14 protein-coding genes, 1 tRNA gene and 2 rRNA genes are annotated in these 19,017 nt (G+C 57.5%); 9 read left to right on the top strand and 8 right to left on the bottom strand.

The annotated features are described in order from the left end of the window. Positions 1-7: 7 nt before the first annotated feature. From L1P05_RS02770 to gmhB, 4 genes are all read right to left on the bottom strand, one after another. A 23S ribosomal RNA gene (locus tag L1P05_RS02770) occupies positions 8-2,915 on the bottom strand. Positions 2,916-3,104: 189 nt separating this feature from the next. Then, positions 3,105-3,180 (bottom strand) — tRNA-Glu (locus tag L1P05_RS02765). An 82-nt stretch (positions 3,181-3,262) separates the two neighbouring features. Then, positions 3,263-4,806: ribosomal RNA gene (locus L1P05_RS02760) — 16S ribosomal RNA — on the bottom strand. Together the 16S and 23S rRNA genes with 1 tRNA gene alongside form the textbook arrangement of a ribosomal RNA operon. A gap of 383 nt (positions 4,807-5,189) precedes the next feature. Next, positions 5,190-5,753, bottom strand: a complete 564-nt coding sequence (gene gmhB, locus L1P05_RS02755; RefSeq protein ID WP_012847425.1) for a D-glycero-beta-D-manno-heptose 1,7-bisphosphate 7-phosphatase — start codon at positions 5,751-5,753, stop codon at positions 5,190-5,192. Between the two features lie 191 nt (positions 5,754-5,944). On the opposite strand from gmhB, the gene metN reads away from it, so the two are divergent. The 6 genes from metN (at position 5,945) to proS (ending at position 11,571) form a co-directional block, all read left to right on the top strand. Then, positions 5,945-6,976, top strand: coding sequence for a methionine ABC transporter ATP-binding protein MetN (gene metN / locus L1P05_RS02750; RefSeq protein WP_012847424.1), 1,032 nt, complete (start codon positions 5,945-5,947; stop codon positions 6,974-6,976). Beyond that, positions 6,969-7,622: a methionine ABC transporter permease MetI gene (locus tag L1P05_RS02745; RefSeq protein WP_034168685.1), complete on the top strand. Its 654-nt coding sequence runs from the start codon at positions 6,969-6,971 to the stop codon at positions 7,620-7,622. Before metN ends, L1P05_RS02745 begins: the two co-directional genes overlap by 8 nt. 62 nt (positions 7,623-7,684) lie before the next feature. After that, on the top strand, positions 7,685-8,500 hold the full coding sequence (locus tag L1P05_RS02740) for a MetQ/NlpA family lipoprotein (RefSeq protein WP_012847422.1): 816 nt from the start codon (positions 7,685-7,687) through the stop codon (positions 8,498-8,500). Positions 8,501-8,610: 110 nt separating this feature from the next. Continuing rightward, complete coding sequence (gene rcsF, locus L1P05_RS02735) at positions 8,611-9,033, top strand: Rcs stress response system protein RcsF (protein WP_012847421.1); 423 nt, start codon at positions 8,611-8,613, stop codon at positions 9,031-9,033. Next, positions 9,030-9,734, top strand: coding sequence for a tRNA (N6-threonylcarbamoyladenosine(37)-N6)-methyltransferase TrmO (gene tsaA, locus L1P05_RS02730; RefSeq protein WP_012847420.1), 705 nt, complete (start codon positions 9,030-9,032; stop codon positions 9,732-9,734). Before rcsF ends, tsaA begins: the two co-directional genes overlap by 4 nt. 118 nt (positions 9,735-9,852) lie before the next feature. Continuing rightward, the gene (gene proS, locus L1P05_RS02725; RefSeq protein WP_012847419.1) at positions 9,853-11,571 is read left to right on the top strand and encodes a proline--tRNA ligase; all 1,719 of its coding nucleotides are present in this window, start codon (positions 9,853-9,855) and stop codon (positions 11,569-11,571) included. Positions 11,572-11,641: 70 nt separating this feature from the next. Here the strand turns inward: proS and creA are convergent, their stop codons facing one another. After that, positions 11,642-12,130, bottom strand: coding sequence for a protein CreA (gene creA, locus L1P05_RS02720; RefSeq protein ID WP_012847418.1), 489 nt, complete (start codon positions 12,128-12,130; stop codon positions 11,642-11,644). Between the two features lie 194 nt (positions 12,131-12,324). Between creA and robA the strand changes: the two genes are divergently transcribed. After that, positions 12,325-13,215, top strand: coding sequence for an MDR efflux pump AcrAB transcriptional activator RobA (robA, locus tag L1P05_RS02715; protein ID WP_012847417.1), 891 nt, complete (start codon positions 12,325-12,327; stop codon positions 13,213-13,215). On the opposite strand, the gene gpmB is transcribed toward robA, so the two are convergent. Next, the gene (gpmB, locus tag L1P05_RS02710; protein WP_012847416.1) at positions 13,212-13,859 is read right to left on the bottom strand and encodes a 2,3-diphosphoglycerate-dependent phosphoglycerate mutase GpmB; all 648 of its coding nucleotides are present in this window, start codon (positions 13,857-13,859) and stop codon (positions 13,212-13,214) included. The two genes, robA and gpmB, sit on opposite strands and share 4 nt — an antisense overlap. 163 nt (positions 13,860-14,022) lie before the next feature. Between gpmB and yjjX the strand changes: the two genes are divergently transcribed. After that, complete coding sequence (yjjX, locus tag L1P05_RS02705) at positions 14,023-14,559, top strand: inosine/xanthosine triphosphatase (protein ID WP_012847415.1); 537 nt, start codon at positions 14,023-14,025, stop codon at positions 14,557-14,559. Here the strand turns inward: yjjX and trpR are convergent. After that, a complete protein-coding gene (gene trpR, locus L1P05_RS02700; RefSeq protein ID WP_012847414.1) occupies positions 14,550-14,882 on the bottom strand; it encodes a trp operon repressor in 333 nt (110 codons plus the stop codon). The genes yjjX and trpR overlap by 10 nt on opposite strands. Positions 14,883-14,973: 91 nt before the next feature. Next, entirely contained in the window at positions 14,974-16,893 is a 1,920-nt protein-coding gene (sltY, locus tag L1P05_RS02695) for a murein transglycosylase (protein WP_172454878.1), read from the bottom strand. A gap of 395 nt (positions 16,894-17,288) precedes the next feature. Here sltY and ettA point away from each other — a divergent pair, with 395 nt between their 5' ends. Next, a complete protein-coding gene (gene ettA / locus L1P05_RS02690) occupies positions 17,289-18,956 on the top strand; it encodes an energy-dependent translational throttle protein EttA (RefSeq protein ID WP_012847412.1) in 1,668 nt (555 codons plus the stop codon). The last annotated feature ends 61 nt before the right edge of the window (positions 18,957-19,017 follow it).

Below are 19,017 nucleotides of genomic sequence, written 5' to 3'. Positions count from 1 at the left end.
GTGTTGTAAGGTTAAGTCTCACGGATCATTAGTACTGGTTAGCTCAACGTATCGCTACGCTTACACACCCAGCCTATCAACGTCTTAGTCTTAAACGTTCCTTCAGTGGACTCAAGGTCCAAGGGAAGACTCATCTCGAGGCAAGTTTCGCGCTTAGATGCTTTCAGCGCTTATCTTTTCCGCACGTAGCTACCGGGCAATGCAATTGGCATCACAACCCGAACACCAGCGGTGCGTCCACTCCGGTCCTCTCGTACTAGGAGCAGCCCCTCTCAATCTTCCAACGCCCACGGCAGATAGGGACCGAACTGTCTCACGACGTTCTAAACCCAGCTCGCGTACCACTTTAAATGGCGAACAGCCATACCCTTGGGACCTACTTCAGCCCCAGGATGTGATGAGCCGACATCGAGGTGCCAAACACCGCCGTCGATATGAACTCTTGGGCGGTATCAGCCTGTTATCCCCGGAGTACCTTTTATCCGTTGAGCGATGGCCCTTCCATTCAGAACCACCGGATCACTAAGACCTGCTTTCGCACCTGCTCGAGCCGTCACTCTCGCAGTCAAGCTAGCTTATGCCTTTGCACTAACCTCCTGATGTCCGACCAGGATTAGCTAACCTTCGTGCTCCTCCGTTACTCTTTGGGAGGAGACCGCCCCAGTCAAACTACCCACCAGACACTGTCCCTATCCCGGATCACGGGACCAGGTTAGAACATCAAACATTAAAGGGTGGTATTTCAAGGTCGGCTCCATGCAGACTGGCGTCCACACTTCAAAGCCTCCCACCTATCCTACACATCAAGGTTCAATGTTCAGTGTCAAGCTATAGTAAAGGTTCACGGGGTCTTTCCGTCTTGCCGCGGGTACACTGCATCTTCACAGCGAGTTCAATTTCACTGAGTCTCGGGTGGAGACAGCCTGGCCATCATTACGCCATTCGTGCAGGTCGGAACTTACCCGACAAGGAATTTCGCTACCTTAGGACCGTTATAGTTACGGCCGCCGTTTACTGGGGCTTCGATCAAGAGCTTCGCCTTGCGGCTGACCCCATCAATTAACCTTCCAGCACCGGGCAGGCGTCACACCCTATACGTCCACTTTCGTGTTTGCAGAGTGCTGTGTTTTTATTAAACAGTTGCAGCCAGCTGGTATCTTCGACTGGCTTCGGCTCCATCCGCGAGGGACTTCACCTACGTGCCAGCGTGCCTTCTCCCGAAGTTACGGCACCATTTTGCCTAGTTCCTTCACCCGAGTTCTCTCAAGCGCCTTGGTATTCTCTACCTGACCACCTGTGTCGGTTTGGGGTACGATTCAGTGTTATCTGGAGCTTAGAGGCTTTTCCTGGAAGCAGGGCATTAACCACTTCAGCACCGTAGTGCCTCGTCATCACGCCTCAGTGTTAAAGGTAACCGGATTTGCCAAGTTACCCCACCTACACGCTTAAACCGGGACAACCGTCGCCCGGCCGGTCTAGCCTTCTCCGTCCCCCCTTCGCAATAACACCAAGTACAGGAATATTAACCTGTTTCCCATCGACTACGCTTTTCAGCCTCGCCTTAGGGGTCGACTTACCCTGCCCCGATTAACGTTGGACAGGAACCCTTGGTCTTCCGGCGAGCGGGCTTTTCACCCGCTTTATCGTTACTTATGTCAGCATTCGCACTTCTGATACCTCCAGCAGCCCTCACAGGCCACCTTCGCAGGCTTACAGAACGCTCCCCTACCCAACAACGCCTAAGCGTCGCTGCCGCAGCTTCGGTGCATGGTTTAGCCCCGTTACATCTTCCGCGCAGGCCGACTCGACCAGTGAGCTATTACGCTTTCTTTAAATGATGGCTGCTTCTAAGCCAACATCCTGGCTGTCTATGCCTTCCCACATCGTTTCCCACTTAACCATGACTTTGGGACCTTAGCTGGCGGTCTGGGTTGTTTCCCTCTTCACGACGGACGTTAGCACCCGCCGTGTGTCTCCCGTGATAACATTCTTCGGTATTCGTAGTTTGCATCGGGTTGGTAAGTCGGGATGACCCCCTAGCCGAAACAGTGCTCTACCCCCGAAGATGAGTTCACGAGGCGCTACCTAAATAGCTTTCGGGGAGAACCAGCTATCTCCCGGTTTGATTGGCCTTTCACCCCCAGCCACAAGTCATCCGCTAATTTTTCAACATTAGTCGGTTCGGTCCTCCAGTTAGTGTTACCCAACCTTCAACCTGCCCATGGCTAGATCACCGGGTTTCGGGTCTATACCTTGCAACTAGACGCCCAGTTAAGACTCGGTTTCCCTACGGCTCCCCTATTCGGTTAACCTTGCTACAAAATATAAGTCGCTGACCCATTATACAAAAGGTACGCAGTCACACCCCGAAGGATGCTCCCACTGCTTGTACGTACACGGTTTCAGGTTCTATTTCACTCCCCTCGCCGGGGTTCTTTTCGCCTTTCCCTCACGGTACTGGTTCACTATCGGTCAGTCAGGAGTATTTAGCCTTGGAGGATGGTCCCCCCATATTCAGACAGGATAACACGTGTCCCGCCCTACTCATCGAACTCACAGCTGTGCACCTTCGTGTACGGGGCTATCACCCTGTATCGCGCGACTTTCCAGACGCTTCCACTAATGCACAAACTGATTCAGGTTCTGGGCTCTTCCCCGTTCGCTCGCCGCTACTAGGGGAATCTCGGTTGATTTCTTTTCCTCAGGGTACTTAGATGTTTCAGTTCCCCTGGTTCGCCTCGTTAAGCTATGTATTCACTTAACGATAGTGCAACGGATTGCACTGGGTTTCCCCATTCGGACATCGCCGGCTAATAACGCTTCATATCAGCTCACCGACGCTTATCGCAGATTAGCACGTCCTTCATCGCCTCTGACTGCCTAGGCATCCACCGTGTACGCTTAGTCACTTAACCTCACAACCCGAAGGTGTTTCACTTCGTGCTGTAAGCATTTGAGAGACTCTCGAATCACTTATTAAAAGCAATTCGATTGTTTTCGAATTTTCAGCTTGTTCCAGATTGTTAAAGAGCAAATATTGCAAACATGACTCGTAAGTCCGTTTTGCAATACAGTTGGCATCGTCTTTCACCCGATACCGCAAATGGCGTCCCCTAGGGGATTCGAACCCCTGTTACCGCCGTGAAAGGGCGGTGTCCTAGGCCTCTAGACGAAGGGGACACAGGGTCGGCTTCGCAGACGCGTTTGCTCGAACATCTATCAGACAATCTGTGTGAGCACTACACAATTTCGTATCTTCAGGTAAGGAGGTGATCCAACCGCAGGTTCCCCTACGGTTACCTTGTTACGACTTCACCCCAGTCATGAATCACAAAGTGGTAAGCGCCCTCCCGAAGGTTAAGCTACCTACTTCTTTTGCAACCCACTCCCATGGTGTGACGGGCGGTGTGTACAAGGCCCGGGAACGTATTCACCGTGGCATTCTGATCCACGATTACTAGCGATTCCGACTTCATGGAGTCGAGTTGCAGACTCCAATCCGGACTACGACGTACTTTATGAGGTCCGCTTGCTCTCGCGAGTTCGCTTCTCTTTGTATACGCCATTGTAGCACGTGTGTAGCCCTACTCGTAAGGGCCATGATGACTTGACGTCATCCCCACCTTCCTCCAGTTTATCACTGGCAGTCTCCTTTGAGTTCCCGGCCGAACCGCTGGCAACAAAGGATAAGGGTTGCGCTCGTTGCGGGACTTAACCCAACATTTCACAACACGAGCTGACGACAGCCATGCAGCACCTGTCTCAGCGTTCCCGAAGGCACTCCCGTATCTCTACAGGATTCGCTGGATGTCAAGAGTAGGTAAGGTTCTTCGCGTTGCATCGAATTAAACCACATGCTCCACCGCTTGTGCGGGCCCCCGTCAATTCATTTGAGTTTTAACCTTGCGGCCGTACTCCCCAGGCGGTCGATTTAACGCGTTAGCTTCGGAAGCCACGCCTCAAGGGCACAACCTCCAAATCGACATCGTTTACAGCGTGGACTACCAGGGTATCTAATCCTGTTTGCTCCCCACGCTTTCGCACCTGAGCGTCAGTCTTCGTCCAGGAGGCCGCCTTCGCCACCGGTATTCCTCCAGATCTCTACGCATTTCACCGCTACACCTGGAATTCTACCTCCCTCTACGAGACTCTAGCTTGCCAGTCTTGGATGCAGTTCCCAGGTTAAGCCCGGGGATTTCACATCCAACTTAACAAACCGCCTGCGTGCGCTTTACGCCCAGTAATTCCGATTAACGCTTGCACCCTCCGTATTACCGCGGCTGCTGGCACGGAGTTAGCCGGTGCTTCTTCTGTAGGTAACGTCAATTGTGAGCGCTATTAACGTTCACACCTTCCTCCCTACTGAAAGTACTTTACAACCCGAAGGCCTTCTTCATACACGCGGCATGGCTGCATCAGGCTTGCGCCCATTGTGCAATATTCCCCACTGCTGCCTCCCGTAGGAGTCTGGACCGTGTCTCAGTTCCAGTGTGGCTGGTCATCCTCTCAGACCAGCTAGGGATCGTCGCCTAGGTGAGCCATTACCCCACCTACTAGCTAATCCCATCTGGGTTCATCTGATGGCATGAGGCCCGAAGGTCCCCCACTTTGGTCTTGCGACGTTATGCGGTATTAGCTACCGTTTCCAGTAGTTATCCCCCTCCATCAGGCAGATCCCCAGACATTACTCACCCGTCCGCCGCTCGTCAGCGGAGAAAGCAAGCTTTCTCCCTGCTACCGCTCGACTTGCATGTGTTAAGCCTGCCGCCAGCGTTCAATCTGAGCCATGATCAAACTCTTCAATTAAAAGCTTGATGCTCAAAGAAATTAAACTGTTTATTCGTAATGAATTAACTGCTGTCACTCTTCAAGACTTTAAATATTTTCGCATTCCGAGGAATGCGTAATACGAATCTTGCGAGTGCCCACACAGATTGTCTGATAATTTGTTAAAGAGCGTCGCCGTGAAAACCCGTTGAGTTATCACCGGCGTGGGCTGCGTATATTACGCTTTTCGCCCGCAGAGTCAAGCGTTTATTTTCGCTTTCTCTGCCTGACTGGGCGACGTATCGGTCGTTGTTCCCGGTCAGTGGAGGCGCATTATAGGGACTTCTCGCGACGTGACAAGTCTTAATTTCATTTTTTTTGTCACTTGCACTATTTTCACCCAATACGGGGAAAATAGACGCTTAGCCGCGGGCTTTTATCGCCTGCGGTAGCTGCGCCAGGCTATCCAGCACGATATCCGCCAACGCCTCGCCCTCGGCACTCAGGGGCTTACCGCTGCGCACCAGAACCTTAGTTCCAACGCCGGCCGCCTGCGCTGCCTGTAAATCCTCCCGCTTATCGCCGACCATATAAGAGGCCGCCATATCGATATTCAGGAAACGCTGCGCCTCCAGCAGCATGCCTGGCTGGGGCTTACGGCAGTCGCACGCCTGCGTGTATTCGGGGACCGACCCCTGCGGGTGATGCGGACAATAGTAGATACCGTCCAGATCCACGCCGCGATCGGCCAGCGACCAGTCCATCCACTCCGTCAGATGCATAAACTGATCTTCTGTAAACATCCCGCGGGCGATGCCGGACTGGTTGGTCACCATCACCAGAGCAAAACCCATCGCCTTCAGCTCACGCATGGCGTCAATGACGCCATCAATAAACTGAAAGTCGTCGCTGTCGTGTACATAGCCGTGATCGACGTTCATCGTGCCGTCACGATCGAGAAAAATGGCAGGAATCTGCTGGGCCATTTACCTGTTACTCCTTAAAACGAAAAATCGGCGCACAGTATCGCACGTTTCCACGGAAAAAAGAGCGTGCCATACTGACCGTTCACTGGTTGACTTAGACGTCTAGACGCCTTAACATCCACTTCAGCGTATAACGTGACTCAAATCACTGATGATGACGGCCCAGGCCACGGCGAAGAAAAAATATAAAAATGATCAAACTCACTCATATCACCAAGGTATTCCAGCAGGGGCAGCGCCGTATCAGCGCGCTGGACGACGTGTCGCTGCACGTGCCCGCCGGACAGATTTACGGCGTAATCGGTTCGTCCGGCGCGGGTAAAAGCACCCTGATCCGCTGCGTCAATTTACTCGAGCGTCCAACGCAGGGACAGGTATTCGTCGACGGGCAGGATCTGACGGCGATGAGCACCGGACAGCTAACGCGTACGCGCCGCCAAATCGGCATGATTTTCCAACACTTCAATTTACTCTCCTCGCGGACGGTCTATGGCAACATCGCCCTGCCGCTGGAGCTGGATCGCGTGCCGCGCGACGAGATCACGCGCCGGGTTACCGAGCTGCTGGCGTTGGTCGGTCTCGCCGACAAGCGCGATGCTTACCCCGCCAACCTCTCCGGCGGTCAGAAACAGCGCGTGGCGATCGCCCGTGCGTTGGCCAGCAACCCCAAAGTGCTGCTGTGCGACGAAGCCACCAGCGCGCTGGATCCGGCCACCACGCGCGCGATTCTGGAGCTGTTAAAAGATATCAACCGCCGTCTGGGGCTGACCATTCTGCTGATCACCCATGAGATGGACGTGGTCAAACGTATCTGCGATCAGGTCGCCGTTATCAGTCAGGGAAAGCTGATCGAACAGGGCAGCGTCGGCGAGGTGTTCTCTCATCCCAAGACGCCGCTGGCCCAGCAGTTTATCCACGCCACGCTGCATCTGGATATCCCGGATGACTTTGCAGAGCGGATGACGCCCACCCGCAGCGCCGATAGCCAGCCGCTGCTACGCCTGGAGTTCACCGGCCAGTCGGTCGATGCGCCGCTGATTTCACAGGCGGTGCGGCGTTTTAATGTCGACATCAGCATTCTCAGCTCCCAGATGGATTATGCCGGCGGAGTGAAGTTTGGCGTTATGTTGGCCGAAGTCCACGGCGACGATGCCGATGCCCAAGCCGCTATCGCCTTTTTTGAGCAGCATCACGTGAAAGTTGAGGTACTGGGTTATGTCTGAGGCAATGATGTGGTTAATGGTCCGCGGCATCTGGGAAACCGTCGTCATGACCCTGGTCTCCGGTTTCTTTGGCTTTGTCATCGGGCTGCCGGTCGGCGTGCTGCTGTACACCTCGCGCCCAGGACAAATTCTGGAAAATGCGCGGCTGTATAATCTGCTGTCCGCACTGGTTAATATCTTTCGCTCCATCCCATTCATCATCCTGCTGGTCTGGATGATCCCGTTTACTCGCCTGATCGTTGGCACCTCTATCGGTCTGCAGGCGGCGCTGGTTCCCCTGACCATCGGCGCGGCGCCCTTCATTGCCCGAATGGTGGAAAACAGCCTGCTGGAGATCCCAAGCGGCCTGATTGAAGCGGCGCGGGCAATGGGAGCGACCCCGATGCAGATCGTCAATAAGATCCTGCTGCCGGAGGCGCTGCCGGGGTTGATTAACGCGGCGACCATTACGCTGATCACGCTGGTAGGCTACTCAGCGATGGGGGGGGCGGTCGGTGCCGGTGGTCTCGGACAGATCGGCTACCAGTACGGTTATATCGGTTACAACGCGACGGTAATGAATACGGTATTAGTATTGCTGGTCGTTTTAGTGTATTTGATTCAGTTCAGCGGTGACCGCATCGTCAAGGCGATCAGCCGTAAATAAGCAACGGAAACAATAAATAATCAAGCGTGCAGAGCACAACATCACATACAGAAGGATATGCTATGTCAACGAAATTCACGTCCCTGGCACTGGTCGGCACATTACTCGGCACGCTGGCACTGGCTGGCTGTGGACAGGAAGAGAAAGATCCTAACCATATCAAGGTCGGCGTTATCGTCGGCGCGGAGCAGCAGGTTGCCGAAGTCGCTCAGAAGGTGGCCAAAGACAAATACGGTTTGAACGTCGAACTGGTGACCTTTAACGACTACGTCCTGCCCAACGAAGCGCTGAACAAAGGCGACATTGATGCCAACGCCTTCCAGCATAAACCCTACCTCGATCAGCAGATTAAAGATCGAGGCTATAAGCTGGTCGCGGTTGGAAATACCTTCGTTTACCCGATCGCAGGCTACTCTAAAAAGATTAAGTCACTGAACGAGCTGCAGGACGGCGCTCAAATCGCCATTCCGAACGATCCGACCAACCTGGGTCGCTCCCTGCTGCTGCTGCAAAGCGTAGGATTGATTAAGCTGAAAGATGGCATCGGCCTGCTGCCGACGGTGCTGGATATCACGGAAAACCCGAAGCATCTGAAGCTGGTTGAACTGGAAGCCCCCCAGCTGCCGCGCTCCCTGGACGACAATCAGATCGCGCTGGCCGTCATTAACACCACCTATGCCAGCCAGATTGGTCTGACGCCGGCAAAGGACGGGATCTTCGTCGAAGGGAAAGACTCCCCCTACGTTAACCTGATCGTCGCGCGTGAAGACAATAAAGATGCTGAGAACGTGAAAAAATTCGTTCAGGCCTATCAATCTGATGAAGTGTATAACGCAGCAAACAAAATCTTTAACGGCGGGGCAGTAAAAGGCTGGTAATTTCTCGCAGTTTCCCTCCGCTTGACCAGATGGGCGTCCTGCCCATCTTGTCATTTGCGCTATAGATTGTTTCAATACTCCTCAATTCCATCAATACCAGGACATTTTCCATGCGTGCATTACCGTTATGCCTGCTTACGGCCAGTCTTGCGCTAAGCGGCTGCTCTCTGCTGTCACGCCCGGCCGCCCCGATCAAGCCCCTGGCCGCAGACAGAACGCCGGAAACCGTCGCCAAGCCACGCGCCGTTACGCCGCGTCAGACGCCGATTACGCTGTATGAGAGCGCTGAAGATCTGATCGGCAAACCCTTTCGCGATCTCGGCGAAGTCAGCGGCAGCGTTTGTCAGACCCGCCCCCACCATAGCGCCCCGAGCCTGACTACTGCGCGTAAACGCATGCTATATAAGGCTGCTCAGCTAAAGGCAAACGCCGTGCTGCTGCACAGCTGCCAGATCCTTAGCCAGAGCCATGGCTGCTATCGCCAAGCCACCTGTACCGGCTCCGCCCTCAGCATTGCCACCCCAGCCCAATGAGCCAGTTTCAGTTTGCACCGATAGGCGTCATCCGCTCGCCCTATAAGGAAAAATTCGCCATTCCGCGTCAGCCGGGGCTGATCTGCGACGGCGGCGGGGCGCTGGAGCTATTGCCCCCCTATAATCAGCCGGATGCCGTACGCGGGCTCGAGGGCTTTAGCCATCTGTGGGTCATCTTTGTCTTTCACCAAACCATGGACGGCGGCTGGCGCCCCACGGTGCGTCCGCCGCGCCTCGGTGGCAACGCGCGCGTAGGCGTCTTCGCCACCCGCTCGACCTTCCGCCCCAACCCGATCGGAATGTCTCTGGTTGAGCTGCACGGCATTGAGACGCGCAACGGTGTGCGACTCCAGCTCGGCAGCCTGGATCTGGTGGACGGGACTCCGGTACTGGACATTAAGCCCTATCTGCCCTTCGCCGAAAGCCAACCGCAGGCGCGCGCAGGGTTTGCCCAGCAGGCGCCGCCGGCCGATATGCCCGTCGTCTTCAGCCCCGACGCACAGGCGCAAATCGCCCAGCGGCAGCGGGACTATCCGCACCTGGCGCGCTTTATCCGTCAGGTGCTGACGCAGGATCCTCGTCCGGCCTACCGCCATGCGGAAGAGGACGACCGGGTTTATGCGGTACACCTGCTGGATTTCAACCTGCGCTGGCAGGTAAAAAACGGCGTCTGCGACGTGCTGGGACTCGATCCGCGCTAGGCCGCACCAGCGGCCGTAACGGCATCGCGCCTAAAAAATCATGCGGCTCTCTTTTGACGCCCCGCAGGCACTGGTAAACTAGACTACTTTTTTTGCTCGTTCGAACGGAACCATACTCATGCGTACTAGCCAATATCTGCTCTCCACCCTCAAGGAGACACCCGCCGACGCGGAGGTCGTCAGCCACCAGCTGATGCTGCGCGCCGGGATGATCCGCAAACTGGCGTCCGGCCTGTATACCTGGCTGCCGACCGGCCTGCGTGTTCTGAACAAAGTCGAAAACATCGTGCGCGAGGAGATGAACTACGCCGGTGCGATCGAGGTATCCATGCCCGTGGTGCAGCCGGCCGATCTGTGGCAGGAGAGCGGGCGCTGGGAACAGTACGGTCCCGAGCTGCTGCGCTTTGTCGACCGCGGCGATCGCCCGTTTGTGCTCGGCCCGACCCATGAAGAGGTCATTACCGATCTGGTACGCAACGAAATCAGCTCTTATAAGCAGCTGCCGCTGAACTTCTACCAGATCCAGACCAAATTCCGCGATGAAGTACGCCCGCGCTTCGGCGTCATGCGCTCCCGCGAATTCCTGATGAAGGATGCCTACTCCTTCCACACCACTCAGGCGTCCCTGCAGGAGACCTATGACGCCATGTATGCCGCCTACGGTCGCATCTTTAGCCGCATGGGTCTGGACTTCCGCGCCGTACAGGCCGACACCGGCTCCATCGGCGGTAACGCCTCCCATGAGTTCCAGGTGCTGGCCCAGAGCGGGGAAGACGACATCGTCTTCTCTACCGCCTCTGACTATGCCGCCAACATTGAGCTGGCCGAGGCCCTGGCGCCGACCGCCGAGCGTGCAGCGGCAACCCAGCCGATGCAGCTGGTAGACACCCCGAATGCCAAGACCATCGCGGAGCTGGTTGAACAGCATGGTCTGCCGATCGAAAAAACCGTGAAGACGCTGCTGGTTCACGCCAGCGAAGAGAGCGGCCATACGCTGGTTGCCCTGCTGGTGCGCGGCGATCACGAACTGAACGAAGTGAAGGCGGAGAAACTGGCGCTGGTTGCCAGCCCGCTGACCTTCGCCAACGAGGCGGAAATCCGCGCGCTGGTCAACGCCGGGCCGGGCTCTCTGGGACCGGTCAATCTGCCGCTGCCGGTCGTGGCCGACCGCGCCGTTGCGGCGATGAGCGATTTTGGCGCCGGCGCGAATATCGATGGCAAACATTATTTTGGCATCAACTGGGAGCGTGACGTCGCGCTGCCGCAGATTGCCGATATTCGTAACGTGGTCGAAGGCGATCCCAGCCCGGATGGTAAGGGTACGCTGCTCATCAAACGCGGCATCGAAGTGGGGCATATCTTCCAGCTGGGCACCAAGTACACCGAAGCGCTCAATGCGACCGTACAGGGCGAAGATGGCCGCAATCAGCTGATGACCATGGGCTGCTACGGTATCGGGGTAACTCGCGTTGTCGCCGCGGCCATCGAGCAGAACCACGATGAGCGCGGTATCATCTGGCCGGACGCCATCGCGCCGTTCCAGGTCGCCATCCTGCCGATGAACATGCACAAGTCATTCCGGGTGAAAGAGGTGGCCGAGCGTCTGTACGACGAGCTGCGCGCCAAGGGCATTGAGGTCCTGCTGGACGATCGTAAAGAGCGTCCTGGCGTCATGTTTGCCGATATGGAGCTGATCGGTATTCCGCATACCGTCGTCATTGGCGATCGTAACCTCGATAACAACGAGATCGAGTACAAGTATCGCCGCAGCGGTGAGAAGCTGATGATCAGCGTCGATGAGATTGCAGCCTTCCTGCAGGCGCAGATCGCGCGCTGATCGCGCCGCGCGTGATCGTTAAAAACCAGGCCGACGCTGTTGGCCTGGTTTTTTTTGCTTGAATGCAAGGTTATCCCTGCGGCGCCGCGCTCCACGGCATCACCGGCACCGCGCTGATCGCGTTCTTCGGCGATCCCTCCACAACCCGATCAGAATAGGAGAGATAGATCAGCACATTACGCTTGCTGTCATAAAAGCGCACGACCTGTAGCTTCTTAAAGACCAGCGATGTGCGTTTGCGAAATACCACCTCGCCATCCGCTTTTTTGTTACGAATTTTTTCACTCAGCGCGATCGGCCCCACCTGCTGACAGGAGATCGCCGCATCCGAGGTATCCTCAGCCAGCCCCAAACCGCCTTTGATTCCGCCGGTTTTCGCTCGGCTGACGTAGCAGGTCACATTTTCCACGTCAGGATCGTCAAAGGCCTCTACCACAATCTTATGATCTGGGCCAAACAGCTTAAATACCGTGTCGACAGAGCCGATCTCCTCGGCGTGGACCGAGGCTCCCCACAGGGTCGTCAGCGCGACACATAAGCCAACAAAATATTTATTCACTACTTTACCTCTGAAAATTTATAATAACAGTCGTTATTACTTTGCCGACGTTGAATAGAAAAGATAACAAGCCATTTTTTTATTATACTGCTTGCCCTTAAGTTCGTATTGCAATCAGCACGTTTCGTCGGATCATGGTTGCTTCCCTGCACACTATATGCAGCCTATGTATACCACCGCATTAAGGACGCTTTATGGATCAGGCCGATATTATTCATGACCTGCTAAATTGGTTAGAAGGACACCTCGATCACCCTCTTACCCTCGACAACGTCGCGGCCAAGGCAGGCTATTCCAAATGGCATTTACAGCGCATGTTCAAAGATGTCACCGGACAAGCCATCGGCGCCTATATTCGCGCCCGTCGCCTCTCTAACGCGGCGGCGGCGCTGCGCCTGACCAGCCGGCCTATTCTGGATATCGCGCTGCAGTACCGCTTTGACTCTCAGCAGACGTTCACCCGCGCCTTCAAAAAACAGTTTAACAAAACACCGGCGCTGTATCGCAGGGAGGAGGAGTGGCATGCCTACGGTATGCGCCCACCGATCCGTTTGGGGGATTACGCTATCCCTACGCCCGAGTTCATCACGCTGCCCAGCCTATCCCTGGTCGGCGTCACCCAGAGCTATACCTGCACCTTAGAGCAGATCTGCCGCGTACGCACCGAGCTGCGCACGCAGTTCTGGCGCGATTTTTTGCACGCGGTGCAGGATATCCGCGATATTCCGCCGGTGCTGTATGGGCTGCACCACTCGCATCCGAACCCGGACAAGGATGATGAGCAGTCGATCATGTATACCACGGCCCTGGAGCCACACCTGCTACCCAAGCAGGTCACCCGCGAAGTGCAGTCTATCGAGCTGGCCGGCGGCGAATATGCCAAATTCAGCTATCAGGGCCCGACCGAGCACTTCCAGGCATTCATTATGAGCCTGTACAACAGCGCCCTGCCGACCCTGAATCTAACCCGTCGCCGCGGCTATGATGTGGAGCGTTTCTATCCCCTCGTGGACTCCACGCAGCGACCGCCTAAAAATCTGCGCTGTGAGTACCTGATCCCCATCCGACACACGCCGTCGTCCTAACGTAACACTTCATCCATCGACGGCTGGGCCAGATGCTGTACATCCCCCGCCGTTTCGACCACCCATCCGCTCGCCAGCCATGCGCTCTGCTGATAGTCCACCCGCGACAGCGAGCAGTTGCGCAGGCGCAGGCGGCGCTCAGCGTACGGCGGCAGTCCCAGCACCGTGGAGAGCAGGCAGCCCAGGGCAATGCCATGGCTCACCAGCACCGGACGGCTCCCCTGCGGTAGCGCCAGGCAATCGTTCAGCGCCTGCTGCATGCGCTCAGCCAGCTGCGCCATGGTCTCCCCCTGCGGAATACAGCCCTGCGGCGAACCATCCAGCATGCTCAGGCGCCACTGCTCCTCCTGCGGCGACAGCGAGGCCAACAGACGCGACTCCAGCACCCCCATGCTCAGCTCGCGCAGACGGGCATCCAGCGTCAGCGGACAGCGACAGGCCGCGGCGATGATCTCCCCCGTCTGCTGAGTGCGCCCCAGATCGCTGGCGATCACGTGGGTAATGCCCATCTGCCCTAAGCGCGCGCCGACCTGCCGCGCCTGCTGTTCGCCCATCACGGTCAGCGGGCTGTTCGACTGTCCCTGAATACGCCGCTGTACGTTCCACTCCGTTTCGCCGTGACGAATAAGATATACCTGTCTCATCTCTTTTTTACCTATACTGGGCTGTCTTCAGCCACTGCTACGCTTACTGACCGGACTTTCCCGGCCGAATCGCTACACGGAGTCCCGCTGCCGCGCACGCACAGCCGTCGGCTGCGCCCCGGACCATCGCGGCACTCACTCGTTTAAAGGAAACCGGAACCGTATGTACCATGTTGTCGCCGCGACCACCAATCCGGCAAAAATTCAGGCCATTACGCTGGCATTTGACGCCGCCTTTGGCGCCGGACAATACCGCATTGAAGGGATAGACGTCGATAGCGGCGTGCCGGAGCAGCCCTTGGGGAGCACGCAAACGCGCAGCGGAGCGCGTCATCGCGTTATCTGCGCCCGTCAGCTGCGGCCAGAGGCAGACTTTTGGGTCGGCATTGAGGCGGGAATTGAAGATAATATGACCTTTGCCTGGATGTCGGTGGAAAACCACTGCCACCGCGGCGAATCCCGCTCCGCCAGCCTGACGCTGCCGGATAGCGTCATGGACGGCATCCGGCAGGGACAGACGCTGGGGCATGAGATGCGCCGCCTGAGCGGCATCGATGATATAAACCGGCGAGAGGGCGCCATCGGCATCTTTACCCAGGGACGGCTCAGCCGCACCAGCGTTTATTACCAGGCACTGCTGCTAGCCCTGGCGGCGCTGGAGCCTGGCTATCACCGCGAGCCGCCGCCCCATTACGCCTGAGGCGTCGATGGCAACAGCTGGCGCACCAGCCAGCGCTTGAAGTCCGGCGACGCCATTTTTAGGCTGTTGGAGCCCCGGGTAATCGTGGCGATACCGGCGCCCAGCTGACTCTTCAGCTCACGCTGGCTCATCTCCCCCTTCAACAGCTCTTCAATGATGCGCACCCGGGTTGCCAGCGCATCGCGCTCATCCGGCGTTAGAAACAGCTGTAGCATCGGCTCCTGGCACCCCTCTTGGTAGGCCTGCTGTAAGAGCTGAATGAAGCGTTGCCAGTCATCAGGCTCTGCGGGAGCCTGATCCGGCGCGGGCGTTGTCTTTTGCATCGTCTGATCTACCTTGCCTACGGCTGAACTATTCAACGAGTACAAGCATACCATAGACCCCGCGCAGGATGTAGGCCGCCAGCGCGCCGGGCTAGTAGCGACGCGCCCACTCGGCGTCCGTCAGTATCTGATCCGGTCGATGCATGAAATAGCGATAGTAGGCATCATAGGCTAATACGTTCTTCACGTAGCCACGCGTCTCCGAAAACGGAATGCTCTCGATAAACGCCACCGCATCTACCCGCCCGTCGCTGTTGCCGAGCCAGGTATTCACCCGCGACGGCCCCGCGTTGTAGGCGGCGCTCGCCAGAATACGGTTACGCCCCAGGCTCTGGTAGACGTACTCCAGGTAACGGGTACCAATATCGATATTGATTTTTGGATCGAACAGCTGGCTGCTGTTTTGATAGTGACTCAGGCTGAACATCTTGGCCGTGTGCTCAGCGGTCTTCGGCATCAGCTGCATCAGACCGCTGGCGCCGACCGAGGAACGCGCCTCTGGGTTCCAGGCGCTCTCCTGGCGGGCGATGGCCATGGCATAGCTTTGGGTGATCCCCTTATCCTCGGTTGCGCTGCGAAACTCCTGCGGCCAGGCCAGCGGGAATCGCTCCTGCAGATGATCCCACAGCTTCGCCACAATCGTCGCCTGCACGCTCAGATCGGCCCAGCCCTGATCCAGGGCATAGCGCGCCAGCGCCTCCTGCTGGGGACGAGGCTTGCTGGCGACCAGCGCGCTCCACTCACTGCGCGCGGTATTATCCATATTCCAGTACATCAGCTCACGCACGCGGGCGATCGCTGGCTCCTGCGCCAGGGCGGCATCCGGGCGTACCGCGCGCATCACCTGCAGCGGATAGGGAATACCCAGCCGCTGGGCGGCCACCATCGGATAAAAGCCGCGCTGCTTGATCAGCGCCCGCAGAATCGCCTGCCCCTCGCTGCGCTTACCCTCATCTATCAGCGCCACCGCTTGCCAATAGCGCCATTCATCCTTATCACGCACCGACTGCGGTAAACGCCCCAGCCATTCGCGCACCTGCGCCGGATTGCCCTCGCCCAGCGCCATACGCAGACGTCGCTCCAGCAACGCCGCATTATGGCTGCGGCGGATCACGCCGTCGCGCCAGCGGCGATCGTCGGCGCTGGCGTCGCTGCCCATCAGTCGCCAGGCAATGGTCTCCTCCATCGCCTGCCGCTGACTCGACGGAATATGCTGCAGACGCACCAGCGTGGGCAGCATCGCCCGCGCGGCGTCCGCATCCTGACGCGCCAGCGAGGCAAAGGCGACCCCCACGATATCGCGGGTAAAATCGCTCGGCGCAACGCTGCGGGCAAAGGCCTCTACGCTGCGCGGATTGGCCTGCAGCGCCGTCAGCGCGGTATTCAGGGTCTGGTAATTCGCCGGCAGCTGCTGCTGCAGGTATTTCACCAGCCCCGCGTTGCCTTTTTCCAGCGCCAGACGCAGACGAGCCAGTATCGCCTGATCCCGTAGCCCACCGGCCCCCTTCCAGGCATCGAACAGCTTGTCGCAGCTGGAGGGCAGTGACTGACCGCTCATCCAGACCGTCTGCGCGCCGCGCCACGCCGCCTCCGCATGCCCCGTGGCATACTGGGCGTAATAATAGTTACAGCGCGCCGCCACCGGCTGCGGCGGCTGGGGACTGAAGGCGAGCAGGCCTATCCAATCCTCGCGCCGCGCCAGCTCATTGACATAGCGCGACGTCAGGCTGCGCGCCGGCGGCAGCGTCGGATACTGCTGCAAAAAGGCCTTAATCTGCTGAGCATTAACCTGGGACATATCCTGCGTCAGAGCCCGATAAGCCAGATAGGGGTAGAGCGGATAGTCGCGCAGCGTCGGCATCAGCTGATTGACGCTGTCCATCCGGTTGCCGTCCCACGCCTGCTTAATCTGTTGATAGCGCGCGCGCTGCGCATCGAGCGAATCTGCCGAGGCCGCCGCCGCGCTCAGCGCGAGGCATAGCCCGACGCTCCAATAGCGCCATTTGCCCACCATGACCATGTTTCTCTTTCCTTTGCTGACCCTCGCGCCCTGCGCGTCTACCGAATGATCGCCATCGCTCCGCGTGGAGCGTTGGCTAACCGTCTGAAATTCTATGACAGTGATTTTAGCAAAGCATTCCCCGCCTCCTGCTTTTCTTGCACTCATTTACACGTACACGTTGCCCACGGCCTGTCGCCATCCCTTTTCCCCTTTACGCGCTCAATCGGGGAGAATTCGCCTGGAACCGACAGAGATCGCAAGGAAAAAGAACGACGGCACGCTATACTCGCGCTTTGTCTACACCCTGCCCGCGGGTCGTTGTTATCCGTGGATGAACGGGCTACACTCCGCATCCACTATCGATCCGCAGCATATTCATCCGATAACAAGAGGCTCAGAGCAACGTGGCTCAATACGTCTATACCATGAACCGCGTCGGCAAAATCGTCCCGCCGAAGCGTCACATCCTGAAAGATATTTCCCTCAGTTTCTTCCCGGGTGCCAAAATCGGCGTGCTGGGTTTAAACGGCGCGGGGAAATCCACCCTGCTGCGCATTATGGCCGGCGTTGACACCGATATCGAAGGCGAGGCGCGCCCGCAGCCGGGGATTAAGATCGGCTACCTGCCGCAGGAGCCGAAGCTCAATCTGGAGCAGACCGTCCGCGAGGCGGTGGAAGAGGCCGTGGGCGACGTTAAGCAGGCGCTGACTCGCCTGGATGAGGTGTACGCCCTGTACGCCGATCCGGACGCCGACTTTGACAAGCTGGCCAAAGAGCAGGGTGAGCTGGAGGCGATCATTCAGTCTCACGATGGCCACAATCTGGATAACCAGCTGGAGCGCGCCGCCGACGCGCTGCGCCTGCCGGCCTGGGATGCCAAGATCGCCAATCTTTCCGGCGGTGAGCGTCGCCGTGTGGCTATCTGCCGTCTGCTGCTGGAAAAACCGGATATGCTGCTGCTCGACGAGCCGACCAACCACTTGGACGCCGAATCCGTCGCCTGGCTGGAGCGCTTCCTCCACGACTATGAAGGCACCGTCGTCGCCATCACCCACGACCGCTACTTCCTGGACAACGTCGCCGGCTGGATCCTCGAACTGGACCGCGGCGAGGGGATCCCGTGGGAGGGCAACTATTCCTCCTGGCTTGAGCAAAAGGATCAGCGTCTGGCGCAGGAGGCCTCTGCAGAAGCCGCCCGCCGTAAATCCATTGAGAAAGAGCTGGAGTGGGTGCGTCAGGGCGCCAAGGGCCGTCAGTCAAAGGGCAAAGCCCGTCTGGCCCGCTTTGAAGAGCTCAACAATACCGACTATCAAAAGCGTAACGAAACCAGCGAGCTGTTCATTCCGCCGGGACCGCGCCTGGGCGACAAAGTGCTGGAGGTCAGCAACCTGTCCAAATCCTACGGCGATCGCCTGCTGATCGATGCGCTCTCATTCAGCATCCCGAAAGGGGCTATCGTCGGCATCATCGGCCCGAACGGCGCCGGTAAGTCCACCCTGTTCCGCATGATCTCCGGGCAAGAACAGGCGGATAGCGGCAGCATCACGCTGGGCGACACCGTGACCCTGGCCTCCGTCGATCAGTTCCGCGACGCCATGGACGATAAGAAAAGCGTCTGGGAAGAGATCTCCGGTGGGCAGGACATCATGCGTATCGGTAACTTTGAGATCGCCAGCCGCGCCTATGTCGGTCGCTTCAACTTTAAAGGCACCGATCAGGGCAAACGCGTCGGCGAACTCTCCGGTGGGGAGCGTGGCCGTCTGCATCTGGCCAAGCTGCTGCAGGTCGGCGGCAATATGCTGCTGCTCGACGAACCGACCAACGATCTGGACGTTGAAACCCTGCGCGCGCTGGAAAACGCCCTGCTGGAGTTCCCGGGCTGCGCTATGGTCATCTCCCATGACCGCTGGTTCCTCGACCGTATCGCAACCCATATCCTCGACTATCAGGATGAGGGGCGCGTCGAATTCTTCGAAGGTAACTTCAGCGAGTACGAAGAGTACAAGAAGCGCACCCAGGGCGCCGAAGCCCTGCAGCCGCACCGTATCAAGTACAAGAAGATCGCCAAATAAGCGCGTCATGCTACGAAAAAGGCTCCCGAGGGAGCCTTTTTACTGCGCGATGGGTACCCGC

It is taken from the genome of Edwardsiella piscicida (assembly GCF_021733145.1).
GTDB classification, from domain to species: domain Bacteria; phylum Pseudomonadota; class Gammaproteobacteria; order Enterobacterales; family Enterobacteriaceae; genus Edwardsiella; species Edwardsiella piscicida.
The sequence above is the reverse complement of the archived record's forward strand: the minus strand, read 5'-3'. Positions and strand labels throughout refer to the sequence as shown.

Bases quoted from the DNA above. Each gene is read 5' to 3' on its own strand.
- gmhB (WP_012847425.1), bottom strand. From the start codon at position 5,753: ATGGCCCAGCAGATTCCTGCCATTTTTCTCGATCGTGACGGCACGATG.
- metN (WP_012847424.1), top strand. From the start codon at position 5,945: ATGATCAAACTCACTCATATCACCAAGGTATTCCAGCAGGGGCAGCGC.
- L1P05_RS02745 (WP_034168685.1), top strand. From the start codon at position 6,969: ATGTCTGAGGCAATGATGTGGTTAATGGTCCGCGGCATCTGGGAAACC.
- L1P05_RS02740 (WP_012847422.1), top strand. From the start codon at position 7,685: ATGTCAACGAAATTCACGTCCCTGGCACTGGTCGGCACATTACTCGGC.
- rcsF (WP_012847421.1), top strand. From the start codon at position 8,611: ATGCGTGCATTACCGTTATGCCTGCTTACGGCCAGTCTTGCGCTAAGC.
- tsaA (WP_012847420.1), top strand. From the start codon at position 9,030: ATGAGCCAGTTTCAGTTTGCACCGATAGGCGTCATCCGCTCGCCCTAT.
- proS (WP_012847419.1), top strand. From the start codon at position 9,853: ATGCGTACTAGCCAATATCTGCTCTCCACCCTCAAGGAGACACCCGCC.
- robA (WP_012847417.1), top strand. From the start codon at position 12,325: ATGGATCAGGCCGATATTATTCATGACCTGCTAAATTGGTTAGAAGGA.
- gpmB (WP_012847416.1), bottom strand. From the start codon at position 13,859: ATGAGACAGGTATATCTTATTCGTCACGGCGAAACGGAGTGGAACGTA.
- yjjX (WP_012847415.1), top strand. From the start codon at position 14,023: ATGTACCATGTTGTCGCCGCGACCACCAATCCGGCAAAAATTCAGGCC.
- trpR (WP_012847414.1), bottom strand. From the start codon at position 14,882: ATGCAAAAGACAACGCCCGCGCCGGATCAGGCTCCCGCAGAGCCTGAT.